The organism is Actinomadura sp. NPDC000929 (assembly GCF_040492065.1).
GTDB lineage: Bacteria > Actinomycetota > Actinomycetes > Streptosporangiales > Streptosporangiaceae > Spirillospora > Spirillospora verrucosospora.
Genome location: NZ_JBEUPA010000013.1, coordinates 24,065 through 45,751, shown reverse-complemented (window position 1 = coordinate 45,751; position 21,687 = coordinate 24,065). Strand labels below are relative to the sequence as shown.

Here is a 21,687-nt window from a genome sequence, read left to right as displayed (position 1 = left end):
GATGGCCCGCCGGGTGCCGCGGAGCCAGGCCGTCCTGTGGCGGCTGGCGGGCACGTCCGCGCTCCGGAGGCTGGAGCGCCTCGGCTGGAACCCGGCCCGCCACCCCGATCGCGCCTCGGGCAGGATGGGGGACATGACGGAGATCGACGGGATGGGTACCGAACGAGCCACCTGCGTGCTCGCCCCGAACCCGTCCGCCATGACCCTGGACGGCACCAACACCTGGATCATCGCGGAGCCCGGCGCCGCCGAGGCCGTCGTCGTCGACCCCGGGCCGAAGGACGCCGTGCACCTGCGGCGCGTCCTGGAGACGGTGGAGGCGCAGGGGCGGCGGGTCGGTCTCGTCCTGCTCACGCACGGGCATCCCGACCACTCGGCGGGCGCCGGGAAGTTCGCGAAGATGGCGGGAGGCGGGGTCGGGGTGCGGGCGCTGGATCCCCGGCACCGGCTCGGCGACGAGGGCCTCGCGGAGGGCGACGTCGTCACCACGGGCGGTCTGGAGCTGCGGATCCTGGAGACGCCGGGGCACAGCGACGACTCGCTGACGTTCTGGCTTCCGGCCGACGGCGCCGTCCTCACCGGCGACACCGTCCTCGGGTACGGGACGACCGTGCTGGAGGGGAGGCTCGGCGACTACCTCGGGTCGCTCGACCGGCTCCGCCGGTTCTCCGCCGACCGGGGGGCCGCGACGATCCTCCCCGGTCACGGGCCCAAGCTGGACGACCCCGTCGCCGTCCTCGACCACTACATCGACCACCGCCGCGAGCGCCTCGCCCAGGTCGAGGCCGCCGTCGCGGCGGGCGCCCGCACGGCGCGGGAGGTCGTCGAGCGCGTCTACGCCGACGTGGACCGGTCGCTGTGGCCCGCGGCCGAGTGGTCGGTCCAGTCCCAGCTCGACTACCTCGCCGAGCGCGGGGCCGTCTGACCCCTCCCGCGCGCTTCGGGTCTCGCCTACTTCGAGCGCTTGCGGAGGCGCTCGATGTCGAGGATCACGACGGCGCGGGCCTCGATGCGCAGCCAGTTGCGCTGGGCGAAGTCGGCGAGGGCCTTGTTGACCGTCTCGCGGGACGCGCCGACGAGCTGCGCCAGTTCCTCCTGGGTGAGGTCGTGGTGGACGTGCAGGCCCGCCTCCGACGGCTGGCCGAAGCGCTCCGCGAGGTCGAGCAGCGCCTTGGCGACGCGCCCGGGCACGTCGGTGAAGACCAGGTCGGCCATCACGTCGTTGGTCTTGCGGAGCCGCTGCGCGAGCGCGCGGAGCAGCTGCACGGCGACCTCGGGGTGGCCGGTGAGCCAGGGCCGCAGGTCGTCGTGGCCGAGCCCGGCGAGGCGGCACTCGGTGACCGCGATGGCGCTCGCGGTGCGGGGGCGCGGGTCGAACAGCGACAGCTCGCCGAACATCTCGCTCGGGCCGAGCACGCTCAGCAGGTTCTCGCGCCCGTCCGGCGCCGTCCGGGTGAGCTTGATCTTTCCTTCGAGGACGACGTAGAGCCGGTCCCCGGTCTCGCCCTCGTTGAACAGCGTCTGTCCGCGGGCGAGACGCACCTCGGTCACGTTGGCGCGCAGCGCCTTGGCACCCTGCTCGTCGAGAGCCTCGAAGAGCGGGGCTCTGCTCAGAACGTCCACGTCGCGATCGGTCACGCTATTCCTCCTCGAACACCTACTTGCCTAGTGTGACGTACGTCCCACCGCGTACGTGAAGGCAGGGTCACGGCGCGCCGAAACGCGGGACCAGGGGTGATCCGTCCCGGGGGGCGGCCCCGGTCCCGTTCGCCCAGTGTACGGACCACCGGGTGAATGCCGTCACACCGGTCTCATCGCCCGTTACGGGATGGCCCGGGCAGGGAAGCAGCCGTGCCTTAACCTGAGCGGATGCAGACGTCCGAGTCCGGGCCCACACCGCGCCGCCTCCCTAGGGGGCGCCACGCGCTGTCGCGCGCGGAGGTCGAGCGGGTGCACCGGGACCGGCTGTGCGGCGCCATGGCGCAGGCGATGGCGGAGAAAGGGTACGTCGGCACGTCGGTGGAGGACGTCCTGAAGCGGGCCCGGGTCTCCCGGCAGAGCTTCTACGCGCTGTTCTCGTCCAAGCTCGACTGCTTCATGGCCGCCTTCGACCAGGCGGGCCTGCTGCTGTTCCTCCAGTTGCAGGAGGCGATGCAGAGCGAGGGCGACGCGGCCGGACAGGGGACGGCGCAGGGCGAGGCCGACGCGGTCGGCGAGGCCGACGCGGCCGAACGGTTCGAGCGCGTCTTCACCGCCTACCTGGAGGCGCTCGCGGCCGAACCCGCGTACGCGCGGCTGTTCCTGGTGGAGGTGTTCGCGGCGGGCCCGGAGGCCGTCCGGCGGCGGACGCGCGTCCAGCGCGACCTGGCGGCGAGCCTCGCCGACCTCATGGGTGTGACGGGCGACAGCGGCCGGTTCGCGTGCGAGGTCGTCGTGGCGGCGGTGAGTTCGATGGTGACCCCGGCCGTGGCGGCGGGCGACCTGGAGGCGCTGCGCGCCATCAGGGCCCCGGTCATCGAGCACGTGCGGCTCCTGCTGCGCTCGGGCGTCATGGACGGCTGATCCGCACCAGCGTGGTCGCGGCGCCGCGCGCGGGCGGGAGGGTGAGCGTGAGCCGCCCGGAGGGCCCGGCGGAGGTCCTGATGACCTTGTGCGTCCTCCCGCGCGCCACGTCGATGACGACGCGGGCGCCGGGACGGTAGGACGCGGGGGTCGTGACGGTGGCGGTCCCGGCGGCGCGAAGGGCGAAGCCCGCCGCGGAGGCGTCCGTCAGCGCGCTGAACTGCCGGGCCTCCGGCCGCTTGAGCGAGACCGTCCAGCCCCACTGCGTCCGGGCCGCGTCGATCGACCGGTAGGAGATCTTCGCGGGCGGGCGCGGCGGGGCGGCGAACGTCCGCGTCAGCGGGCCGATGTGCCGCCGCAGGTCGCGGGCCCAGTACGGGAAGGTGTGGGTGCCGAGCAGGCGGTCGTCGTAGTGGCTGGGGATCTCCAGTGCCTCCAGCCGCCGGTGGAAGCTGGCCGTCGAGGCGTGCGTGAGGGCCTCGATGCCGATCGCGGCCGGGTCGGGGACGGGCGGGTCGAGCGGACCCGGGACGCCGGCGGCGGTGTGGAGCGCGAGCCGCATCCCGCGCAGGTTGGGCGCGAGGGTCGCGGGGTCGTGGCCGCGCCAGTTGATCGCGTCGGCCAGCCGCGAGCCGAAGATCGCGTCGGGGTGCACGCCGTCGCCGACGGCCGCGACGTAGGAGACGACTCCGGCCGCGCCGACGGAGACGACCGGGTCGTAGGCGATGTCGGGCGCGCCCGAGAACGAGGCGGCGGACACGAAGAGCTCGGGGTGGCGGGCGGCGTAGCTCATCGCCCCGAATCCGCCCTGCGACAGGCCGGCGACGGCCCGGCCCTCCCGGCGGGGCACGGTGCGCAGGTTCCGGTCGATCCAGGGGATGAGCTGGGTGACGTGGAAGGTCTCCCACCTGGACGGCCCGAGTGCGGTGCGCGGGTCGGCCCAGTCGGTGTACCAGCCGCCGCCGTCGCCGTCGAAGCCCCCGTCCGGCATGACGGTGATCAGCGGCCGCCCGGCGGTGGTCCTCTCGGCGTCGCCGCGCTCGATCCAGTCGGAGGCGCGTCCGGACGTCCCGTGGAACAGGTAGAGGACGGGGAAGCGGGCGCCGGGACGCCGGTCGTAGCCGGTCGGCAGCAGGACGCGCACGTCCACGGCCCGTCCCAGCGCGGCCGTGCTGACGCGCAGCGCGTACTGGCGGTCGTCGACGCGCCGCACGTCCACGACATGGATGCCGCCGGAGTCGGTGAAGCGGACCGCTCCTCCGGCGGCCCGTCCGGCGGCGCGGGCGGGGACGGCGAGTCCCGTGGAGGCCGCGGCGAGGGTCAAGGTGATCGCGAGGACTCGGATGCGCAAGGGGGACCTCCTCGGACGTGCCGGTCAGCGGCCGCCGGCGGGGCGGCGGGGGCGGTCGGGCTGGACGCGCAGCGCGGTGATCACGGTCGCGAGCATCTCGTAGTGGGCGGCGAGCATGGTCAGCTCGACGCACTCGCCCTCGGTGAGGTGGGCGCGCAGCCGCGTCCAGGTCTCGTCGTCCAGGTCCCGCTCGGCGTGGAGGCGGTCGACGGCGGTGAGGACCGCCCGCTCGCGCGGCGTCCACCCGTCGGCGTCCGGGCCTGCCTTGAGACGCACCACGTCCGGCTCGCGCACGCCCGCGCGGCGCGCGAGCCGGACATGGTGGCCGAACTCGTACTGGCAGTCGCGCAGATGGGCGACGCGCAGGATCACCAGTTCGGTCTCCCGGCGCGGGAGGGTGCCGCCGGGCATGAGCCGTCCGGCGAACCACAGCCAGCCGCGGAACAGCCCGCGGCGGCGCGCCAGGGTCAGGAGGAGGTTCGGCGGCCCGGTCCCGGCGGCCCGGCCCGCGGCGCGGCAGGCGAGCCAGTTGACCACTCCCACCTCGCGGACGCCGCCGGGAGTGGCGCGGGGGACCGTCACCGATCGGGGTCCGGCTGCGGCGTCGTCAGCTCCACCCGCTCGTTCCTGGCGATCTCCAGGATGTCGCGCAGCCCGCGCTGGACGAGGTGGTCGGCGACCGGCTGCACGGCCATCCGGACCGGCAGGACGGCGCCCACCCACCAGGGGGCGACGATCCGCCTGGACCGGCGGGCGATCCCGCGCTCCAGCGCGTCGATCCCGACCTTCAGCGGCGTGACGCCGAAGGCCAGGCCGGTCCGGGGCGACGCGTCCATCAGGGCGGACGCGGCCTCGGTGCCGAACCCGCGGCGCGTCATGTCGGTGTCGAGCTCGGCGAAGTACGCGACCCCGGCCTTCCCGCCCCACGGGCGCAGTTCGGCCCGGAGCGTGTTGCCCAGCGCCTCCACGGCGGCCTTGGACGCGCTGTAGGCGCCCAGCAGGGGCGCGTTGACGGCGGCGGCCAGGGACGACACCGCCAGCGCGTAGCCGCGTTCGTGGCTGAGGTGGGGTCCGGCGGCGCGGAGCGTGTTGTAGACGCCCAGCACGTTCACCCGCAGGCTCTGCTCCATGACGGACGGGTCGCCGCCTATGACGGGCATCTGCGCGGCCACGCCCGCGTTGGCGACGACCACGTCCAGGCCGCCCAGTTCCCGGACGGCGCTTTCGACGACGTCCTCGACCGTGCCGCGGTCGGTCACGTCGCACGTCCACCAGGGGGCCGTCCCGCACCGGTCGGCGACGTCCGCGAGGAGGCCGGGCTCCAGGCCGGCGAGCGCCACGCGCGCGCCGTGCTCGTGCAGCCGGGCGGCGAGCGCCGCACCGATGCCCCGCGCCGCGCCGGTGATCAGCACGCGCCGTCCGGCGAGGGTCGCCGTCCAGCGGGACGAGTCCAGGATCATGCGGTGACCATAACACTGGAGAACAGCTCTGTCTTTTTAAGATTGCCTACAAATCCCCGTAATCCGGGCGCGTGTCGGGTGTCTCCTCCTGCGGTGAGCAAGCGGTCTCCGAAGGTTGTGGTGAGATGCGTGCCTTGGGTTGGATGGCGTGGTGGTAGCGGGCGTGGGGACGCGGCCGGACGCCGACCTTCTGGCGGCCGCCGCGAAGGGCGACGACGAGGCCTCCGACGAGCTGTTCAGGCGGCACCACACGGCGGTCCTGCGGTACGCGCGCGGGCTGGTCCGCGACCAGCACCTCGCCGAGGACCTGACGAGCGAGGCCTTCACGCGCACGTTCGCGGCGATGCGCCAGGGCGCCGGGCCCCGCGACGCGTGCAGGCCCTACCTCTACACCGTCGTGCGGAACACGGCCACGGACTGGGCGCGCGGCGCCCGCCGCACCGTCGTGACCGACGAGGTCGCCGAGTGGGCCTCGGACTCCGAGGACGAGCCGCCCGACGTCGACGAGCTCGACGCGCTCGTCCGCGCCTTCCGGTCGCTGCCCGAACGGTGGCAGACCGTCCTCTGGTACACGGTCATCGAGGAGGAGCCCGTCGGGCAGGTCGCGGAGCTGCTCGGCATGGAGAAGGGCGCGGTCTCCCAGCTCGCGTTCCGGGCGCGCGAAGGGCTCCGGCAGGCGTTCCTCGTCGCGAGCTCCGGGGGACGTCCGGAATGCGCGGAGTTCACCGCCCAGCTCGCGGCGAGCGTCCGCCGCCCCGGCCGCCGCCGCAGCCGCGCCCTGCGCCGGCACCTGGAGTCCTGCGAGGAGTGCAGGCGGGCCTCCAAGGAGATGACCGACCTCAACGGGCGGTTGCGGCGCGCTCTGCCGATCGGCGCCGTCCTGCTGGGGGCGCCGTCGGCGCCGCTCGGCTCCCTCGCTCCGGCGGCCTCCCTGCCCGGCTGGTCCCTTCCGGCCGCGGTGGCCGGCGGCGTCGCCACCGGCATCGCGATCATCCTGTTCACCACGGTCGGCGGCGGTCCGGGCGAGGACCCGCGCGCCGCCCCGCCACCCGCGACGCCCACCCCGGCGAGTTCGGCTCCGGCGGACGTCGCCCCGCCCGACTACACCGTCGGCACCCGCTCCCCCGAAAGCGGCGGCCGGGTCCCCGGCGGCGCCGGCGGCGATGGCACGGCGTCCGGCGCGGGTCCCTTCCGCGTGCGGAACACGACGCTGCAATCGTGCCTGGCGCCCAGCGGGACGTCGGTCGTGCAGCGCTCCTGCACCGACTCGGCGACCGGGTGGAAGCGCAAGAACACAGGCGGCGGCTTCACGCTGACGAGCAGCTCCACAGGGCGATGCCTGAGCCGCGGGACGCCCGCCGCGGGCGTTCCCTGGGAGGGCGGAAGCGAATACACGGTCGTCATGGCCCCCTGTGGGGGCGCGAACCAGGTCTGGAAGCTCGTCCGATTCGCGCCGTCCGTCTACCGGCTGGCCAACGGCGACGGCTACTACCTCCAGGCGAGCTGGTCGGGCCTGAAACCGGTGACGCTGAAGCCGTCCTCCTACGCGGGCATGGCGGCTCAAGGCTGGGCCGTCGAAGCCGCAGGCTGACCCCATCGGCGGTCACCCGTAGCCCAGGCGTTCGCGCGGGGCGGACGGTTCGGCGCCGGCCTCGGCGTTGAGGGCGAGCCACGCGCGCAGCGCCATGTGGAGCTCCAGCCGGTCCGACGTCGCGTGCACGGCGTCCCCGAACAGGTCGTCGAGCTGCCGCAGCCGGTACCGGACGGTCTGGGGGTGCAGGTGAAGGTGACCGGACACCTCCGTGGCGTTGAACCCGTGCTCCAGGCAGGCCAGCAGCGTCTCCACGAGCCGGTAGCGCTGGGCGGGACGCGCGTTCAGCAGCGGGGCGAGCCGGCGCGCGATCACCTTCTCCACCAGCGCCCGCTCCCGCATCATCACCAGGATCGGCATGTGCCGCTCGGCCGGGATGGGAGCCGCGCCGCCGATCAGGCCCTGGCGGGCCAGCGCCAGGGTCTCGCGCGCCAGCCGCAGGGACGTCGCGACGTCGCCGATCCCGACCGCCGGGCCGATCGCGGCCGTCCAGCCGTGCAGCTGCCGCTCCAGCATCCGCGCGCGGCCGGGGCCCTCCGGGTCCGGGACGATCAGGCAGGGCTCCCCCAGGTGCAGGCCCGGCAGGACGTCCGGGGGCAGCGACGGGTGCCGGGCGTCGGGGCCGTCCTCGCGGAGGGCGACGACCGCTAACGTGCGCGGCAGCGCCCAGTCCGCCTCGCGCGCCGCCCCCCTGAGGTCCGCCGCGGAGGCTCCGTTCAGCAGCAGGTCGAGCAGGTGCCGCCGGCGGTCCCGGAGCGCTCCCGCCGCCCGCGCGGCGGCGTCCGCGTGGCCCTCGGCGACGATCGCCGCCAGCTGGTTCAGGTAGTCGAGCGCCGCGTTGGCGATGGCCGCGATGATCGCCGGACTCGTCCGGTAGCCCATCCGCTCGGCGTGATCGGTGAGCCGCTCGACGGCCAGGCCCGTCCCGATCCGCGTCGCCGCCTGCCAGGAGTCCAGCGTCCGCCCCTCGCTGGCCTCGCCGACGCCGATCTGCCGCCAGAACTCCACGACGTCGGCCGACGGGGCGGCGGGGTCGGCCATCAGGTCCAGGAAGTGCCCGATGGCGCACTCCGTGCCCAGCTGGACCGCCTTGGCGTAGCGGGGATCGTGCGGCCGGACGAACTCCGGCAGCCGCCTCTCGATCCGGCGCACCGCCTCCGCCGCGATGCCGGGAACGTGCTCGCGAAGGTCACCCGCGATCCGGGCGGCGCCCTCGAACGACAGGTCGAGCTCGATCCGGCGCACCGGAAGGCGGACCACCTGGCTGAGGTCGGACATGAGATCTCCTTCGGGGAACGTCGTGCCCGGAGAGACGGCCCGCCCCCGCGCCGATTACGCGGATCGGCGCGACTTTCTCGTTCGGCCGGAACCGGGCCGCGAGGCTTTAGGCTGGCCGGTATGGCGACGGAGGCGTCCCCGAAGGCGCGGGCTCGGAAGTGGAAGGACGAGACGAGGCTGGGGCTGGTGCGGCGGGCGCGCCGGATCAACCGGATCCTGGCCGAGACGTACCCTGACGCCCACTGCGAGCTGAACTTCGGCACCCCGTTCCAGCTGCTGGTCGCGACCGTTCTCTCAGCCCAGACCACCGACATGCGGGTGAACCTGACGACGCCCGCGCTGTTCGCCAAGTACCCCACCCCGGAGGACCTGGCCGCCGCCGACCCCGAGGACGTCGAGGCGATCCTGAAGCCCACCGGGTTCTTCCGCGCCAAGACCAAGTCGGTCATGGGGCTGTCGGCCGCGCTCCGCGACCGGTTCGACGGCGAGGTCCCCGGGCGCCTCGAAGACCTCGTCAAGCTGCCCGGCGTCGGGCGCAAGACGGCCAACGTCGTCCTCGGCAACGCGTTCGACGTCCCCGGCATCACCGTCGACACCCACTTCGGCCGCCTGGCCCGGCGCTTCGGCTGGACGACCGAAGACGACCCCGTGAAGGTGGAAGAGGAGATCGGCTCCCTCGTCCCGCGCAAGGACTGGACGATGCTGTCCCACCGGCTGATCTGGCACGGCCGCCGCATCTGCCACGCGCGCCGTCCCGCCTGCGGCGCCTGCCCGGTGGCGCGGCTCTGCCCGTCCTTCGGCGAGGGGCCGGTGGACGAGGAGACGGCGCGCAAGCTCGTCAAGCCCGGACCGTTCTCGTGAGCGGTTCTCCCGGCCGTCCCGGGAAGGAACGGGAACGTTCCGGAGTTGGGATCCACGTGACCGACGCCACCCCCGACTGCCCCGCCTGGCTCGACCGCTTCCGATCGGAGGCGCCGAGACTGCCCGTGCCGCCCGTGTTCCGGCCCGCTCCCTCCGCCCGCGCCGCCGCCGTCCTGATCCTGTTCGGCGACGGTCCGAGCGGCCCGGACGTCCTGCTCACCGAGCGCGCCGCCACCCTCAACAAGCACGCCGGGCAGCCCGCCTTCCCCGGCGGCCGCATCGACCCCGGCGACGACGGCCCGGTCGCGGCGGCGCTGCGCGAGGCGTGGGAGGAGGCCGGCGTCGAGCCGTCCGGCGTGGACGTGCTGTGCACGCTGCCGGAGCTGTACCTGTCGCACAGCGAGCACCGGGTCACGCCCGTCGCCGGCTGGTGGCGCGAGCCGTCGGAGGTCGCGCCCGGCCATCCCGGGGAGGTCGCGACGGTCGCGCGGGTCCCGATCAGCGAGCTGGTCGACCCGGCGAACCGGCTGATGGTGAGGCACCCCTCCGGGATCAGGGTCGGCCCCGCGTTCCAGGTCCGGGACATGCTCGTGTGGGGGTTCACGGCGGCGATCCTGACCCAGGTGCTGGGCGCGGGCGGCTGGGACCGGCCGTGGGACACCTCCCGCGTCGAGGACCTGCCCGAGGACGTCGTGAACCTCGCCGCCCGCGACCGAGGGGCCCGTGACCGAGGGGTGGACGTCGCCGCGCGCGACTGAACGGTGAACCTCGCCTTACGCGGCCGAGGCGTCTCGTCGTTTCCCACGAAAACGCCCACCCGCGCGGCGAGGGCTCGTGCGCAGGTCAGGTGGCAGTTCGCGGTGGACACGGCCGTCGCCGCTGTCCCGCGTCACCCTCGGCGGCTATCCGGCACGCCCCAAACTGGTCCATCGAGGGGACGTGAAGCAGCGGCGCGGCCCTATACGGTGAAGCGGTGCTGCACGACCACATTCTCGACCTGATCCTGCTCGTGCTCGTCGTGCTGTTCGGAGTCTCGGGCTACCGGCAGGGCTTCATCGTGAGCCTGCTGAGCTTCGTCGGCTTCGTCGGCGGCGGCGTCATCGGGGTCCTGATCGCGCCGCCGATCGCCGAGGCCGCGGTGGACGGCGCCGCGCAGCAGGCGCTGCTCGCCATCGTGGTCGCGTTCCTGTCCGCCACCCTCGGCCAGCTCGTCGCCTCGTCCGTCGGCGCCGTCCTGCGCAACCGGGTGACCGGGATGAACGCCCGCACCGCCGACGCGGTCGGCGGCACGTTCGTCAGCGCGCTCTCGCTGCTGATCGTCGCCTGGTTCTTCGGCAGCCTGGTCGCCAACTCCGAGTTCAAGCCCGTCCGGACGCAGGTCAAGGGCTCCTCGATCATCAACGGCATCAACGACGTGATGCCCCCGCAGGCGCAGACGTGGTTCACCTCGTTCCAGGGGTTCGTCAAGAGCAGCGAGTTCCCGCAGGTCTTCAACGGCCTCGGCGGCGAGTCGGTGGTGCAGGTGCCGCCGCCGGACGAGTCCGTCCTCAACACCCGGGGCCTGAAGGCCGCCAAGAACAGCATCGTGAAGGTGGTCAGCACGGCGCCGCAGTGCCAGCGCCGCATCGAGGGCACCGGGTTCGTGTTCGCGCCGCAGCACATCATGACCAACGCGCACGTCGTCGCGGGGGCGCGCGGCTCCTCGGTGGTGGCGACGCTCAACGGCGACACCAACCGCGGGCGGGTCGTGCTGTACGACCCGAAGCGCGACGTCGCCGTCCTCTACGTGCCGGGCCTGAAGGCGCCGGCGCTGGAGTTCGCCAAGGAGGCCCGCGTCCGCGACGACGCGATCATCGCCGGGTTCCCGAAGCAGCAGCCGTTCACGACCGGGGCGGCCCGGATCCGCGCCCGGCAGACGGCGCGCGGGCCCGACATCTACCACTCCGGCCAGGTCAGCCGCGAGATCTACGCCATCCGAGGCAAGGTCGAGCCGGGCAACTCCGGCGGTCCGCTGCTGTCCACCGACGGCCGCGTCTACGGCGTCATCTTCGCCGCGGCCCTGGACACGCCGTCCACCGGGTACGCGCTCACCGCGCAGGAGGTCGCGCCCGACGCGCGCGTGGGCGCCAACGCCACGAAGCCGGTCTCCACGGAGAGCTGCTCCGACTAGTTCGGTGTGAGGCGGAGGGCGATGGGGCCGTCCTGCGGCTCCTTGGCCAGGCTGCGTGTCCGCTGGACGATCCCTTGGACGTCGATGCCGTACGGAGCGGCGTCCTGGTACGGGACCAGCCGGTCGGCGGCGCGGCTGAGGAGGGCCTGGGCGCCACGCGCGTTTCCCCGGCGCAGATGGGTCACCCCTACGGCGACCTGTGCGAGACCCCGCCACAACTCCCGTTCGGGCTCCGGGGCGGACTTCCAGACCGCTTCCAGTACCTCATGGGCATGGAACGGGCGGTCGGCGTCCAGGAGGCGCTGCGCTTCGGCCAGGGCTTCCGCCGGTGGCATGTCGAGCTCGTCCGGCATCGTGGGTATGCCGGCGGCGCCGTGCGGCAGGGGACGTCCGTAGGCGTCCCGTGGGCGTGCGTTGCGTGGGCGTCCCGACTCGTCCCGATCCCGCATGCCTCCACGGTACGCGGGTTCAGCGTTCCGGCCCCGGGTCGGCCAGCCAGTCGAGGAGCCGGGCGTCGAACTCCTGCGGACGCTCCTGGTGGGGGAAATGCCCTGCGCCCTCTATGAGCGTCCAACGGTACGGGGCCTTCACGTAGCGTCCGGAGCCCTGCGCGCTGGCGGGAAGGGTGCACGTGTCGAGCGCGCCATGCACCTGGAGTGTGGCGGCATGGATGGGGGTGCGCATGCGGTGCGCGTAGCGGATGCCGTCTGGGCGGGCCTGGGAGCGGATGAGCCAGCGGTGGTACTCCAGCGCGCTGTGGGCGACCCCAGGGATCTGCACGGCTTTCCGTACGAGCCGCTCGGTGCGCTCGTCCGGCCAGTCCGGCCCTGACCAGTCGTGCAGAAGCTTCCCGACCAGTTCCGCGTCGTCGCGGACCAGGCGCCGTTCGGGCCACAGCGGCACCTGGAAGCCGAACGTGTGGCGCGCCGCCCAGCCCTGCCCGCGCGGGTCGCCGGCGACGGCCCGCCGCAGCCGCAGGGGATGCGGGGCGCCCACCACCGCCAGCCGCTGGACGATCTTCGGGTGGTAGACGGCCATCGTCCAGGCGAGCAGCCCGCCCCAGTCGTGCCCGACGACGGTCGCGTTCGCCTCGCCCAGGGCGCGGACCAGCCCCGCGGCGTCCCCGGCCAGCGTGACCAGGTCGTACCCGCGCGGCGGCTTGTCGCTGCCGCCGTAGCCGCGCAGGTCGACGGCGGCCGCCCGGTAGCCCGCGGCGGGCAGCGAGACGAGCTGGTGGTGCCACGACCACCAGAACTCGGGGAACCCGTGCAGCAGCAGGACGAGCGGCCCCTCGCCGGCCTCGGCGACGTGGAAGCGCGTCCCGCCGGCGCTGACCTGCCGGTGCGTCCACGGCCCGTCGACCTCGATCAGCGACGCGTCGTGCCCGGACACGGCGGCGGTCAGCCCGTCAGTTCGGGATCGCCGGAGTCGCCGCGGTGGCGCAGCGCGGTGAAGTCGTCCTTCAGCGTCCTGCGGGTCCGCTTCGCCCCTTCGATCTTGCGGATGCGGAAGTACCCGATGGCGATCAGGGCCAGGGCGAGGAGCAGGTACACGCCGGCCACGATGAGGAACGCCGCCCAGTGCCAGATCCCGGCGGCCACCAGCCCGTAGGCGAAGGCGATCGACAGCAGGATCACGATCAGCCCGCCGATCAGCGCGGCGATCGTGAACATCACGCTGCCCAGCGCGGCCTTCTTGGCATCGGCCTTCAGTTCCAGCTTGGCCAGGTCCATCTCGGCCCTGATCAGGTCGGAGACGCTGCTGGACGCCAGGGCGACCAGCTCGCCGAGGGACTTGTCCTCGACTCGCTCGCCCGGTAGTGCCTCGGACATATGGCTTTTCTCCTTAGTCCGGGCGCGCGCGCAGACGCACCCTTCTCCGGAAGACGACGGCCGCGGCCGCCGAGGCGAGAACGCTCGCGATCAGGACCGCAGTCGTCACTCTCTCGAATTGTGACGGGTCGGTATAGGCCAAACCGCCGATCAGCAGCGAAACGGTGAAACCCACCCCGGCCAGGAGCGCGACTCCCGCGATCTCGTGCCAGTGCAGATCCTCCCCGAGGGTCGCAAGGCCGAGCCGCACGGCCGTCCACGCCCCGCCGAAGACCCCCACGAACTTACCGACCAGAAGTCCGGCGATCACGCCGAGGGCCACCCGGTCGGTGAACACGGCGCCCAACTGCGCCGCGCCGAGGCCCACCCCGGCCGACACGAAGGCGAAGACCGGCACGGCCACGCCCGCCGAGAACGGCCGCAGCGCGTGGTCGGCGCGCTCGGCGTTCGTCGGCCGCCCGTCCGGCGTCTCCTTCGGGCTGGTGAGCATCCCCAGCGCGACGCCCGCGACGGTCGCGTGGATCCCGCTCCGCTGGAGGCAGTACCAGGCCGCGACGGCGAGAGGCACGTACACCCACGGCGAACGGACGCCCCGGTGCTGGAGCAGCCCGTACGCCACGATCAGCGCCGCGCCGAGCAGCAGCGGCGTCCAGTGCAGGGTGCTGGTGTAGAAGAGCGCGATGATGGCGATGGCGATCAGGTCGTCCACCACCGCCAGCGTCAGCAGGAACGCGCGCAGAGGCGCCGGGCACGAGGTGAACGTCACGGCGAGCACCGCCAGCGCGAACGCGATGTCCGTCGCCGTCGGCACCGCCCACCCGCTGGCCGCGCCCGGCGCGCCCGCGCTCACCGCCAGGAAGATCAGCGCGGGCACCGCCACCCCGGCCGCCGCGGCGATCACCGGCAGCGCCGCGTCCCGCGGATTGCGCAGCTCGCCGTGCGTGAGTTCCTCGCGCAGTTCCAGCCCGGCGATGAAGAAGAAGACGGCGAGCAGCCCGCTCGACGCCCAGTGCTGCACGTCCATGTGGCCGAGGTGCAGCCAGTGCGGGCTGATCTCGAACGTCTGGAGGCTCTTGTAGGCGCCGTCCCACGGCGTGTTGGCCCACACCAGCGCCGCGACCGCCGCGAGCAGCATCACCACGCCGCCGATCGTCTCGGTGCGGAGCGCACTGGCGACCTGGAGGCTGTAACGGACGGTCGGACGGAACGGCCACGTTGCTGCAACGCGGCGTTTCACGGGCGGGCGCGCCATAGAGAGAACCCCTGGGAAAGCGGCGGACGGCTGAAGGGCCACGGCCCGCACGATCACTACGGGACGTCCCTGCCGACCAGACTTCCCGGCGCACCTAGGGACATTTTACCTGGCCCGCCCAGTGGGCGGCCCCGTTCCCCCGGCTCGGACGCCCAAACGGCCCGCGCCCGGCGGTGTGCCGGATGCGGGCCGTCGCGTTGGCCGGTGTGCGCCGTGTGGGGTCAGTCGTCCGACTTGGCGCTGGGCAGCTTCTCGGAGATGAGGTCCATCACCGTGCTGTCCGCGAGCGTCGTGACGTCGCCGATGCTGCGGTTCTCCGCCACGTCCCGCAGCAGCCGCCGCATGATCTTCCCGGAGCGGGTCTTCGGCAGCTCCGGAACGATCATGATCTGGCGGGGCTTGGCGATCGGGCCGAGGGTCTTGGCGACGTGGTCGCGCAGCTCCCGCAGGAAGTCCTCGCCCTCGACGTCGCCGCCGGCGTCGCCGCGCGGGATCACGAACGCCACGATGGCCTGCCCGGTGACCGGGTCCGTCGCGCCCACCACCGCCGACTCGGCCACCTTCGGGTGCGAGACCAGCGCCGACTCCACCTCCGTCGTGGAGATGTTGTGCCCGGACACGAGCATGACGTCGTCCACGCGGCCGAGCAGCCACATGTCGCCGTCCGCGTCCTTCTTGGCGCCGTCACCGGCGAAGTACAGGCCCTCGAAACGCGACCAGTACGTCTTGACGTACCGCTCGTCGTCGCCCCAGATCGTGCGGAGCATGCCCGGCCACGGCTCCCGGACCACCATGAACCCGCCGCCGCCGTCCGGCACCGAGCGGCCCTGGTCGTCCACGACGTCCGCGGCGATGCCGGGCAGCGGGCGCATCGCCGCGCCCGGCTTGCCCTCCGTCACCCCCGGCAGCGGGCTGATCATGATGGCGCCGGTCTCGGTCTGCCACCACGTGTCGACCACCGGCGTCCGGTCGGCGCCGATGTTCCTGCGGTACCAGACGTAGGCCTCGGGGTTGATCGGCTCGCCGACCGACCCCAGCACGCGCAGGGACGACAGGTCGTACCGGGCCGGGATGTCGTCGCCCCACTTCATGAACGTGCGGATCGCCGTGGGCGCGGTGTAGAAGATGGACACCTTGTACTTCTGGATGACGTCCCACCAGCGGCCCTTGTCGGGGGTGTCGGGCGTCCCCTCGTAGATGACGCTGGTCGAGCCGTTGGCGAGCGGCCCGTACACGATGTAGGAGTGGCCCGTCACCCATCCGATGTCGGCCGAGCACCAGTAGACGTCCGTCTCCGGCTTCAGGTCGAACACCGCCCAGTGCGTGTACGCGCACTGGGTCAGGTAGCCGCCGCTGGTGTGCAGGATGCCCTTCGGCTTCCCCGTCGTCCCGGACGTGTACAGGATGTAGAGCGGGTGCTCGGAGTCCATGGGCTCGGCGGTGTGCTCGTCGCTCTGCCGCTCGACGACGTCGTGCCACCACAGGTCGCGCTCGTTCTCGACGACCTCCTCGCCCGTGCGCCGCACCACGAGGACGTGCTCGATCGTCGGCGTCTGCGCGACGGCCTCGTCCACGATGCCCTTGAGGTCGGACGGCTTGCCGCGCCGGAAGCCGCCGTCCGCGGTGATGACGAGCTTGGCCTGCGCGTCGTCGATGCGCGTCCGGAGGGCCTCCGCGGAGAATCCGCCGAACACCACCGAGTGGGTCGCGCCGATGCGGGCGCACGCCAGCATCGAGATCGGCAGCTCGGGGATCATCGGGAGGTAGATCGCGACCCGGTCGCCCTTGCGGACGCCCAGTTCGAGCAGGGCGTTGGCGGCCCTGTTCACCTCGCGCTGGAGGTCGGCGTAGGTGAGGGTGCGGGAGTCGCCCGGCTCCCCCTCCCAGTGGTACGCCACCTTCTCGCCCCGCCCGGCCTCCACATGCCGGTCGACGCAGTTGTAGGCGACGTTCAGCTCCCCGCCCACGAACCACTTCGCGAACGGCGGGTTGCTCCAGTCCAGGACGTCGTCCCAGCGCTTCGTCCAGGCGAGCCGGTCCGCCTGCTCCGCCCAGAAGCCCAGGCGGTCCTCGTCAGCGCGCTCGTAGGCGTCGGCCTTGACGTTCGCCGAGGCGGCGAGGTCCGCGGGCGGGGGGAAGCGGCGCGTCTCCTGCAGAAGGTTCGACAGTGTTTCTTGGCTCTGGCTCAACGCGAACTCCTTGCTAGCTCAAGCGGGGGTCGCCCGGTATCCCCACTTCACCAGGTAGGTCCCGGTCCCCACAAGGCCGCGCTCCCGGGTGTCGGGGGGATGGACGCGATCGGTGCTCACGGCTGCGAATCCTGCTTTGTGATGCCCGACACCACGGGCCTTCCCAGCTCCGGGCCGGGGGAACCGTTTCCGTTCCACGCCCTGGTGGGCCGCTGCACGAGCGCTCCGGACGACGGCATAAAGTCAGGCCGTGACCGATGCTCTAGCTGATGTTGCGAACCTTCCCGGCGTCGTCGACGCCGTCGACGAGGCGCGCAAGGCCGTGGACCGGCTGCTCGGCCACCGCGTCCTGCGGCGGCGCAGCGCCGAGGTGTCCACGGAGTCGGCGCTGCGCGGCGCCCGGGCCTCCGCCGTCCTCGACGGCGCCTCGGTCACGCTGGACGAGCTGCGCACCACCGACCACCCGTCCGACCCCGTCGTGCAGGGCGCTCTGCGCGTGTCGGCCGAGCTCGGAACGTTGACCGAGGTCTGGCGCAAGGCACCGCGGCAGGCGTTGGCGCGTTTGCACGTCCTCGCCGCAGCGGACGCGGTCGACAGCGCGGATCTCGGACGTCCCCGCTCTGGCGAGGTTGTCGTGAAGGACGTTCTCGGCCTGGGAGAGCCGCCTTCGCCAGCCGAAGTGGCGGCGCGCCTGGACGTGCTCAGCGGGCTGCTGACCGAACCCACCAAGGCGCCGGCTCTCGTGGTCTCGTCGATCGTGCACGGCGAACTCCTGGCTCTGCGCCCGTTCGGCTGGGGAGACGGGATCGTCGCCCGTGCCGCCCAGCGGCTCACCCTTGTCGCCCGTGGGCTCGACCCCAAATCCCTGGTCGCGCCTGAGGTCGGGCACCTCGAACTCTCCGACGAGTACGCCGAGGCCCTTCGCGCCTATGCGTCCGGTACGTCGGAGGGCGTCGCGCGGTGGATCGTCCACTGCTCCTCGGCGATCGCGGTCGCCGCACGGGACTCGCAGGCCATCTGCGAAGCGTTCATGCGCGGCTGAGGCTGTCGCCCGGTAGGGCCATGCTGGACCTATGGCCGATCGCATGTACGGGCGACCAGCGGCGCCGACGGAGACCACGATCTCGTCGGCGAACTGGGATTCGCGTGACCTGACAGGTGAGCGGCACGACAGCGTCCTGTTCGTGGACGTGGACATGACCGAGGCCAGTGGCGCCGGTGCCGCCTTCACCGACTGCACGTTCCGGGGTGTGCGGTTCAACGCGTCCAGCCACACCGACGGGGCGTTCCTGAACTGCACGTTCGTCCGGTGCGGCTTCTTCGACGCCGCCTTCACGGGCTGCAAGTTCGTCGGCAGCGCGTTCGACGGCTGCACCTACGACCTGATGAAGGTCAAGGGCGGCGACTGGTCGTTCACCGGCCTGCCCGGCGCGGACCTGCGACGAGCCGCGTTCTCGGACGTGCGCATGCGCGAAGCGGACCTCACGGGCGCCCGCTGCGCCGGGGCGGAGCTGCGCGGGGTCGACCTTTCGGGGGCGTCCCTGCACAAGGCCGACTTCTCCGGCTGCGACCTGCGCGGCAGCGACCTGTCGTCGCTGGACCCGTCCAGCGTCGAACTGAGGAACGCGGTGATCGACCCCTACCAGGCGGTCGTCCTCGCGACGGCGCTGGGCCTGGACGTCCGCGGGTAAGGGGTTCGGCGGGGGTGCGGCGCAAGCGAAACGGCGTCCCTGCCGGGACGCCGCCGCTGGACACGTCACACCGGGTTACCAAGCGTGCACCTGTATTCGTCGGATCGGGTCAAGCCCGTCTCGACGCGCCTCCCGCGGCTGGTCGCGCGTGGGTACCCGGCTGCCGTGCCCGGACACTCGGTCCGTATGACCTGTGTACGCCTTATTTGCCCAGATGACAAGCCCCATTCGGAAAACGGCCCGCGGGCGGCGGAGAGGGCGCCGGAGGCGGCTCCGGTCTCCCCGGATGGCGAGGAGGCATATTGCGGACTTCCGCAAACGGCGTTCGGAACGCGAAATTGATCACTCAGGGTAACCATTTCCCTTTGTCGTCGATCATACGAAGGCACGGGAAAGATCTTTAGTTCTCCTGTACGCTCCGACTTCCGTCCCGTTGCACTTCCGGTGCACCGGAACGGGGGCCCAGCCGTGGCCGGGCGGCGCCCAGCGCCGGCCGCTCCGGCGGATCGTCGCCGCCGGGTGCGAAAAATCGCCACGTGCCGGGCGAGTTTGCGGCTCGACGGAACTCTCGACGATCGGGCAGCATATGTTGTATCCGCCTAGACTTGAGTCGGTGAGTTTGCTTCTCCCATAGAGGCGACTTACCCGTGGCTTAGCCTGAACTCCCTGAGACCTTTCTGGGAAAGCGGGCCGGCTCTACCCCCCCGGAGCCGGACCGCCGGCGACCCCCGCTCTCCCCCCCGGCGGGGGTCGCCCTGTCGTGAGGCGGCCGGGCGGTGGCCCCGGGGTGAACGATCCCGCGCCACCGCCCGCCCGCCCCGGCGAAGTTATCCACAGTTCGCGGAACCTTCCCGCCGCTTCCGACGCGCGCCGCAAGGTGGATGTCTCCGAACGTCGAAGGAGCATCCGATGAACCTCACGGCACTGATCGTCACCGGCGACCCCGCGCTCGCCGACGGCCTCCTGCGCCTAGCCGCGGCCGCCGACGCCCACGCCGAGGTCGCCTACGGCGCCGACGAGGCCAGACCCGCCTGGGCCTGGCCCTCCCTCATCCTCGTGGGCGCCGACGTCGCCGAGGACGTCGCCGCCGCCGGCCTCCAGCGCCGCCCGGGCGTCGTCCTCGTCACCGGCGGCGCCGCCCCCGACGCCTACCGCCTGGCCGTGGAGGCCGGCGCCCAGGACGTCGTCGCCCTTCCCGACCACGAGGACTGGCTGATCGACGCCTTCGCCGCCGCCTGCGAGCCCGAGGGTGGCTGGGCCACCGCCCTCTGCGTCGTCGGCGCCCGCGGCGGCGCCGGGGCCAGCGTCCTCGCGACCGCGCTGGGCCTCCGCGCGGCGGGCACGGGCCTGCGCACCCTCCTCGTCGACGCCGACCCGTTCGGCGGTGGCGTCGACCTCCTCCTCGGCCTGGAGTCGCACGAGGGCGTCCGCTGGCCCGACCTGGCCGAACGCCGCGGCCGCCTCAGCACCGCGACCCTCCGCGAGACCCTGCCCGGCACGGGCGACCTGTCCGTCCTGTCCTGGCGGCGCGGCGAGCCCGTCCCGGTCTCCGACGAGGCCGTCCGCTCCCTGTTCGACGCCGCCGCCCGCGGATTCGACCTGGTCGTCGCGGACGTCCCCCGCCATCCCGGCGACCTCGGCCGCGCGGCCCTGCGCGCCGCCGCCGTCACGTTCCTCCTCGTCCCGGCCGAGGTCCGCGCCACCGTGGCGGCCGACGGCCTCGCCGCCGCCCTCCGCCGCGACACCGCCGACCTGCGCCTCGTCGTCCAGGGCCCCGCCCCGGGCGGCATCACCCCCGACGCCGTCGCGGGCGTCCTCGGCCTTCCGTTCGCCGGCTCCTTCGACCGCGACCGCCGCCTCCCCACCGCCATCGACTCCGGCGACCTCGAACGCGCGTGCCGCCGCGGCCCCCTCGCCGACTTCTGCGCCACCGTCCTCGCAGACCTCGCCCTCCAGCCCTACGCCTACCGGGAGGCGGCATGACCGGCCTCTCCGACGCCGTCCGCGACCGGCTCGCCCACACGGGCGGCGAGGCCACCACCGGCCGCGTCGCCGCCGCGCTCCGCGCCGAGGAGCGCCTGCTGGGCGACCGCGAAGTCCTGGCCCTGGCCGACGAGTTACGCGCCGAGTTCGTCGGCGCCGGCCCCCTGGAGCCCCTGCTGCGCTCGCCTGACGTCACCGACGTCCTGGTGAACGGCCCCGACGAGGTCTGGATCGACACCGGCTCCGGCCTGGTCCGCACCGCGGTGCGCTTCCCGGACGAGGCGACCCTCCGTCGCCTGGCCCAGCGCCTCACCGCCGCCGCGGGCCGCCGCCTCGACGACGCCTCCCCCTACGCCGACGCCCGCCTCCCCGGCGGCGTCCGCCTGCACGCCGTCCTCCCACCGGTGGCCGCGACCGGCACCTGCCTGTCCCTGCGCCTCCCCCGCCGCCGCGCCTTCACGCTCGACGAACTCGTCACGGCCCACACCGTCCCGCCCGAGGGCGCCGACCTGCTGGCCGCCCTGATCGATTCCCGAGCGGCCTTCCTGATCAGCGGCGGCACCGGCACAGGCAAGACCACCCTGCTGAGCGGCCTGCTGTCCCTGGCGGACCCGTCCGAGCGCCTCCTCCTGGTAGAAGACTCCGCAGAACTGAAGCCCACCCACCCCCACGTCGTCCGGCTGGAGGCACGCCCGCCCAACACCGAGGGCGCCGGCGGCGTGACCCTGAACGACCTGGTCCGCCAAGCCCTCCGCATGCGCCCCGACCGCCTGGTGGTGGGCGAGGTGAGAGGCCCCGAAGTCGCGGTCCTCCTCCAAGCCCTCAACACGGGCCACGAAGGAGGCTGCGGCACCCTCCACGCCAACACCGCGGCCGACGTCCCCGCCCGCATCGAGGCCCTGGCCTGCGCGGCGGGCCTGACCCGAGAGGCCGTCCACAGCCAGTTGGCCGCCGCGTTGGACATCATCGTCCACCTGGTCCGCGACCCCGGCGGAGGCCGCCGCCGAGTAGCCGAGATCTGCCTCCTCCAACGAGCCCCGAACGGCCTGGTAGGCGTGGTCCCCGCGATCTCCTTCACCGCCTCCGGCGAGACGATCCCCGCCGCAGGCGCAACCGAACTGACCACCCGCCTGAAACCCACCAGCAATGCCCGCGCCTACCCCTAACACCCAAAAAGCCCCCACCCCAAGCCCCACCACTGGCGGCCCCCCTCTGCACGCCGCTTGGACGTGCCGAACACCCACCCCTGAGCCCTCCCGCCTGACCCATTACGAGGCGCCCAATGTCGACCTCCCTGACCGTCCCCTGCGCGGCCGTCTGGATCTACCTGGCACGGGCTCCTGGCACGAGCTCCTCGGCACGGGCTAGTGGCACGGGCCCTAGTAACCCGGGGCCCAGAGCTCGGGGAACGCGGGCTAGTGGTCCGGCCTACCCGTCCTCTGTGGAGCCGCTGCCGTGCGGGCTACT

Annotated in this window: 20 protein-coding genes; 10 read left to right on the top strand and 10 right to left on the bottom strand. The window is 73.1% G+C overall.

All coding sequences use genetic code 11. From position 1 onward, the window contains the following. Position 1: 1 nt before the first annotated feature. Entirely contained in the window at positions 2-925 is a 924-nt protein-coding gene (locus ABWI04_RS07590; protein WP_353831875.1) for an MBL fold metallo-hydrolase, read from the top strand. 26 nt (positions 926-951) lie between these two features. On the opposite strand, the gene ABWI04_RS07585 is transcribed toward ABWI04_RS07590, so the two are convergent. Continuing rightward, positions 952-1,638 (bottom strand): Crp/Fnr family transcriptional regulator, encoded by a 687-nt coding sequence (locus tag ABWI04_RS07585; RefSeq protein WP_067483689.1) that lies wholly within the window; start codon positions 1,636-1,638, stop codon positions 952-954. A 231-nt stretch (positions 1,639-1,869) separates the two neighbouring features. Between ABWI04_RS07585 and ABWI04_RS07580 the strand changes: the two genes are divergently transcribed. Next, positions 1,870-2,562 (top strand): TetR/AcrR family transcriptional regulator, encoded by a 693-nt coding sequence (locus ABWI04_RS07580; protein ID WP_345178958.1) that lies wholly within the window; start codon positions 1,870-1,872, stop codon positions 2,560-2,562. Here ABWI04_RS07580 and ABWI04_RS07575 read toward each other — a convergent pair. Genes ABWI04_RS07575 through ABWI04_RS07565 form a run of 3 tightly spaced genes read right to left on the bottom strand, consistent with a single transcriptional unit; the run spans position 2,549 to position 5,373 of the window. Continuing rightward, positions 2,549-3,913, bottom strand: coding sequence for an alpha/beta hydrolase (locus ABWI04_RS07575; RefSeq protein WP_353831874.1), 1,365 nt, complete (start codon positions 3,911-3,913; stop codon positions 2,549-2,551). The two genes, ABWI04_RS07580 and ABWI04_RS07575, sit on opposite strands and share 14 nt — an antisense overlap. 24 nt (positions 3,914-3,937) lie before the next feature. Then, complete coding sequence (locus tag ABWI04_RS07570) at positions 3,938-4,495, bottom strand: carboxymuconolactone decarboxylase family protein (protein ID WP_345178961.1); 558 nt, start codon at positions 4,493-4,495, stop codon at positions 3,938-3,940. Beyond that, positions 4,492-5,373 (bottom strand): SDR family NAD(P)-dependent oxidoreductase, encoded by an 882-nt coding sequence (locus tag ABWI04_RS07565; RefSeq protein WP_345178962.1) that lies wholly within the window; start codon positions 5,371-5,373, stop codon positions 4,492-4,494. Before ABWI04_RS07565 ends, ABWI04_RS07570 begins: the two co-directional genes overlap by 4 nt. 148 nt (positions 5,374-5,521) lie before the next feature. On the opposite strand from ABWI04_RS07565, the gene ABWI04_RS07560 reads away from it, so the two are divergent. Further along, positions 5,522-6,964, top strand: a complete 1,443-nt coding sequence (locus ABWI04_RS07560; RefSeq protein WP_353831873.1) for a sigma-70 family RNA polymerase sigma factor — start codon at positions 5,522-5,524, stop codon at positions 6,962-6,964. Positions 6,965-6,976: 12 nt separating this feature from the next. Here the strand turns inward: ABWI04_RS07560 and ABWI04_RS07555 are convergent, their stop codons facing one another. Then, positions 6,977-8,242: a PucR family transcriptional regulator gene (locus ABWI04_RS07555; protein WP_345178964.1), complete on the bottom strand. Its 1,266-nt coding sequence runs from the start codon at positions 8,240-8,242 to the stop codon at positions 6,977-6,979. Between the two features lie 120 nt (positions 8,243-8,362). Here ABWI04_RS07555 and nth point away from each other — a divergent pair, with 120 nt between their 5' ends. The 3 genes from nth to ABWI04_RS07540 all read left to right on the top strand — a co-directional run bounded on the left by nth (position 8,363) and on the right by ABWI04_RS07540 (position 11,273). Further along, entirely contained in the window at positions 8,363-9,103 is a 741-nt protein-coding gene (nth, locus tag ABWI04_RS07550) for an endonuclease III (protein ID WP_345178966.1), read from the top strand. A gap of 56 nt (positions 9,104-9,159) precedes the next feature. Beyond that, positions 9,160-9,861, top strand: coding sequence for an NUDIX hydrolase (locus tag ABWI04_RS07545; RefSeq protein ID WP_345178967.1), 702 nt, complete (start codon positions 9,160-9,162; stop codon positions 9,859-9,861). Between the two features lie 215 nt (positions 9,862-10,076). Beyond that, on the top strand, positions 10,077-11,273 hold the full coding sequence (locus ABWI04_RS07540) for a MarP family serine protease (protein ID WP_345178968.1): 1,197 nt from the start codon (positions 10,077-10,079) through the stop codon (positions 11,271-11,273). Here the strand turns inward: ABWI04_RS07540 and ABWI04_RS07535 are convergent. From ABWI04_RS07535 to acs, 5 genes are all read right to left on the bottom strand, one after another. Continuing rightward, complete coding sequence (locus ABWI04_RS07535) at positions 11,270-11,722, bottom strand: DUF309 domain-containing protein (RefSeq protein WP_353831872.1); 453 nt, start codon at positions 11,720-11,722, stop codon at positions 11,270-11,272. The two genes, ABWI04_RS07540 and ABWI04_RS07535, sit on opposite strands and share 4 nt — an antisense overlap. Positions 11,723-11,741: 19 nt before the next feature. Beyond that, positions 11,742-12,665, bottom strand: coding sequence for an alpha/beta fold hydrolase (locus ABWI04_RS07530; RefSeq protein WP_353831871.1), 924 nt, complete (start codon positions 12,663-12,665; stop codon positions 11,742-11,744). An 8-nt stretch (positions 12,666-12,673) separates the two neighbouring features. After that, positions 12,674-13,105, bottom strand: a complete 432-nt coding sequence (locus ABWI04_RS07525; protein WP_345178972.1) for a phage holin family protein — start codon at positions 13,103-13,105, stop codon at positions 12,674-12,676. Between the two features lie 13 nt (positions 13,106-13,118). Next, a complete protein-coding gene (gene nhaA, locus ABWI04_RS07520) occupies positions 13,119-14,342 on the bottom strand; it encodes a Na+/H+ antiporter NhaA (RefSeq protein ID WP_353831870.1) in 1,224 nt (407 codons plus the stop codon). Between the two features lie 236 nt (positions 14,343-14,578). Beyond that, positions 14,579-16,546 (bottom strand): acetate--CoA ligase, encoded by a 1,968-nt coding sequence (acs, locus tag ABWI04_RS07515; protein WP_345178975.1) that lies wholly within the window; start codon positions 16,544-16,546, stop codon positions 14,579-14,581. 250 nt (positions 16,547-16,796) lie between these two features. Between acs and ABWI04_RS07510 the strand changes: the two genes are divergently transcribed. The 4 genes from ABWI04_RS07510 to ABWI04_RS07495 all read left to right on the top strand — a co-directional run bounded on the left by ABWI04_RS07510 (position 16,797) and on the right by ABWI04_RS07495 (position 21,386). Further along, positions 16,797-17,588, top strand: a complete 792-nt coding sequence (locus ABWI04_RS07510) for a Fic family protein (protein ID WP_353831869.1) — start codon at positions 16,797-16,799, stop codon at positions 17,586-17,588. A gap of 31 nt (positions 17,589-17,619) precedes the next feature. Further along, positions 17,620-18,237, top strand: a complete 618-nt coding sequence (locus ABWI04_RS07505; protein ID WP_353831868.1) for a pentapeptide repeat-containing protein — start codon at positions 17,620-17,622, stop codon at positions 18,235-18,237. 909 nt (positions 18,238-19,146) lie between these two features. After that, complete coding sequence (gene ssd, locus ABWI04_RS07500) at positions 19,147-20,220, top strand: septum site-determining protein Ssd (protein WP_345178979.1); 1,074 nt, start codon at positions 19,147-19,149, stop codon at positions 20,218-20,220. Next, complete coding sequence (locus ABWI04_RS07495) at positions 20,217-21,386, top strand: TadA family conjugal transfer-associated ATPase (protein WP_345178980.1); 1,170 nt, start codon at positions 20,217-20,219, stop codon at positions 21,384-21,386. The genes ssd and ABWI04_RS07495 overlap by 4 nt, the downstream gene beginning before the upstream one ends. Positions 21,387-21,687 lie beyond the last annotated feature (301 nt).

What these genes read in the sequence shown, in the direction of transcription:
- ABWI04_RS07590 (WP_353831875.1), top strand. Translation starts at nt 2, where the DNA reads ATGGCCCGCCGGGTGCCGCGGAGCCAGGCCGTCCTGTGGCGGCTGGCG.
- ABWI04_RS07580 (WP_345178958.1), top strand. Translation starts at nt 1,870, where the DNA reads ATGCAGACGTCCGAGTCCGGGCCCACACCGCGCCGCCTCCCTAGGGGG.
- ABWI04_RS07565 (WP_345178962.1), bottom strand. Translation starts at nt 5,373, where the DNA reads ATGATCCTGGACTCGTCCCGCTGGACGGCGACCCTCGCCGGACGGCGC.
- ABWI04_RS07555 (WP_345178964.1), bottom strand. Translation starts at nt 8,242, where the DNA reads ATGTCCGACCTCAGCCAGGTGGTCCGCCTTCCGGTGCGCCGGATCGAG.
- nth (WP_345178966.1), top strand. Translation starts at nt 8,363, where the DNA reads ATGGCGACGGAGGCGTCCCCGAAGGCGCGGGCTCGGAAGTGGAAGGAC.
- ABWI04_RS07535 (WP_353831872.1), bottom strand. Translation starts at nt 11,722, where the DNA reads ATGCGGGATCGGGACGAGTCGGGACGCCCACGCAACGCACGCCCACGG.
- ABWI04_RS07525 (WP_345178972.1), bottom strand. Translation starts at nt 13,105, where the DNA reads ATGTCCGAGGCACTACCGGGCGAGCGAGTCGAGGACAAGTCCCTCGGC.
- ABWI04_RS07505 (WP_353831868.1), top strand. Translation starts at nt 17,620, where the DNA reads ATGGCCGATCGCATGTACGGGCGACCAGCGGCGCCGACGGAGACCACG.
- ssd (WP_345178979.1), top strand. Translation starts at nt 19,147, where the DNA reads ATGAACCTCACGGCACTGATCGTCACCGGCGACCCCGCGCTCGCCGAC.
- ABWI04_RS07495 (WP_345178980.1), top strand. Translation starts at nt 20,217, where the DNA reads ATGACCGGCCTCTCCGACGCCGTCCGCGACCGGCTCGCCCACACGGGC.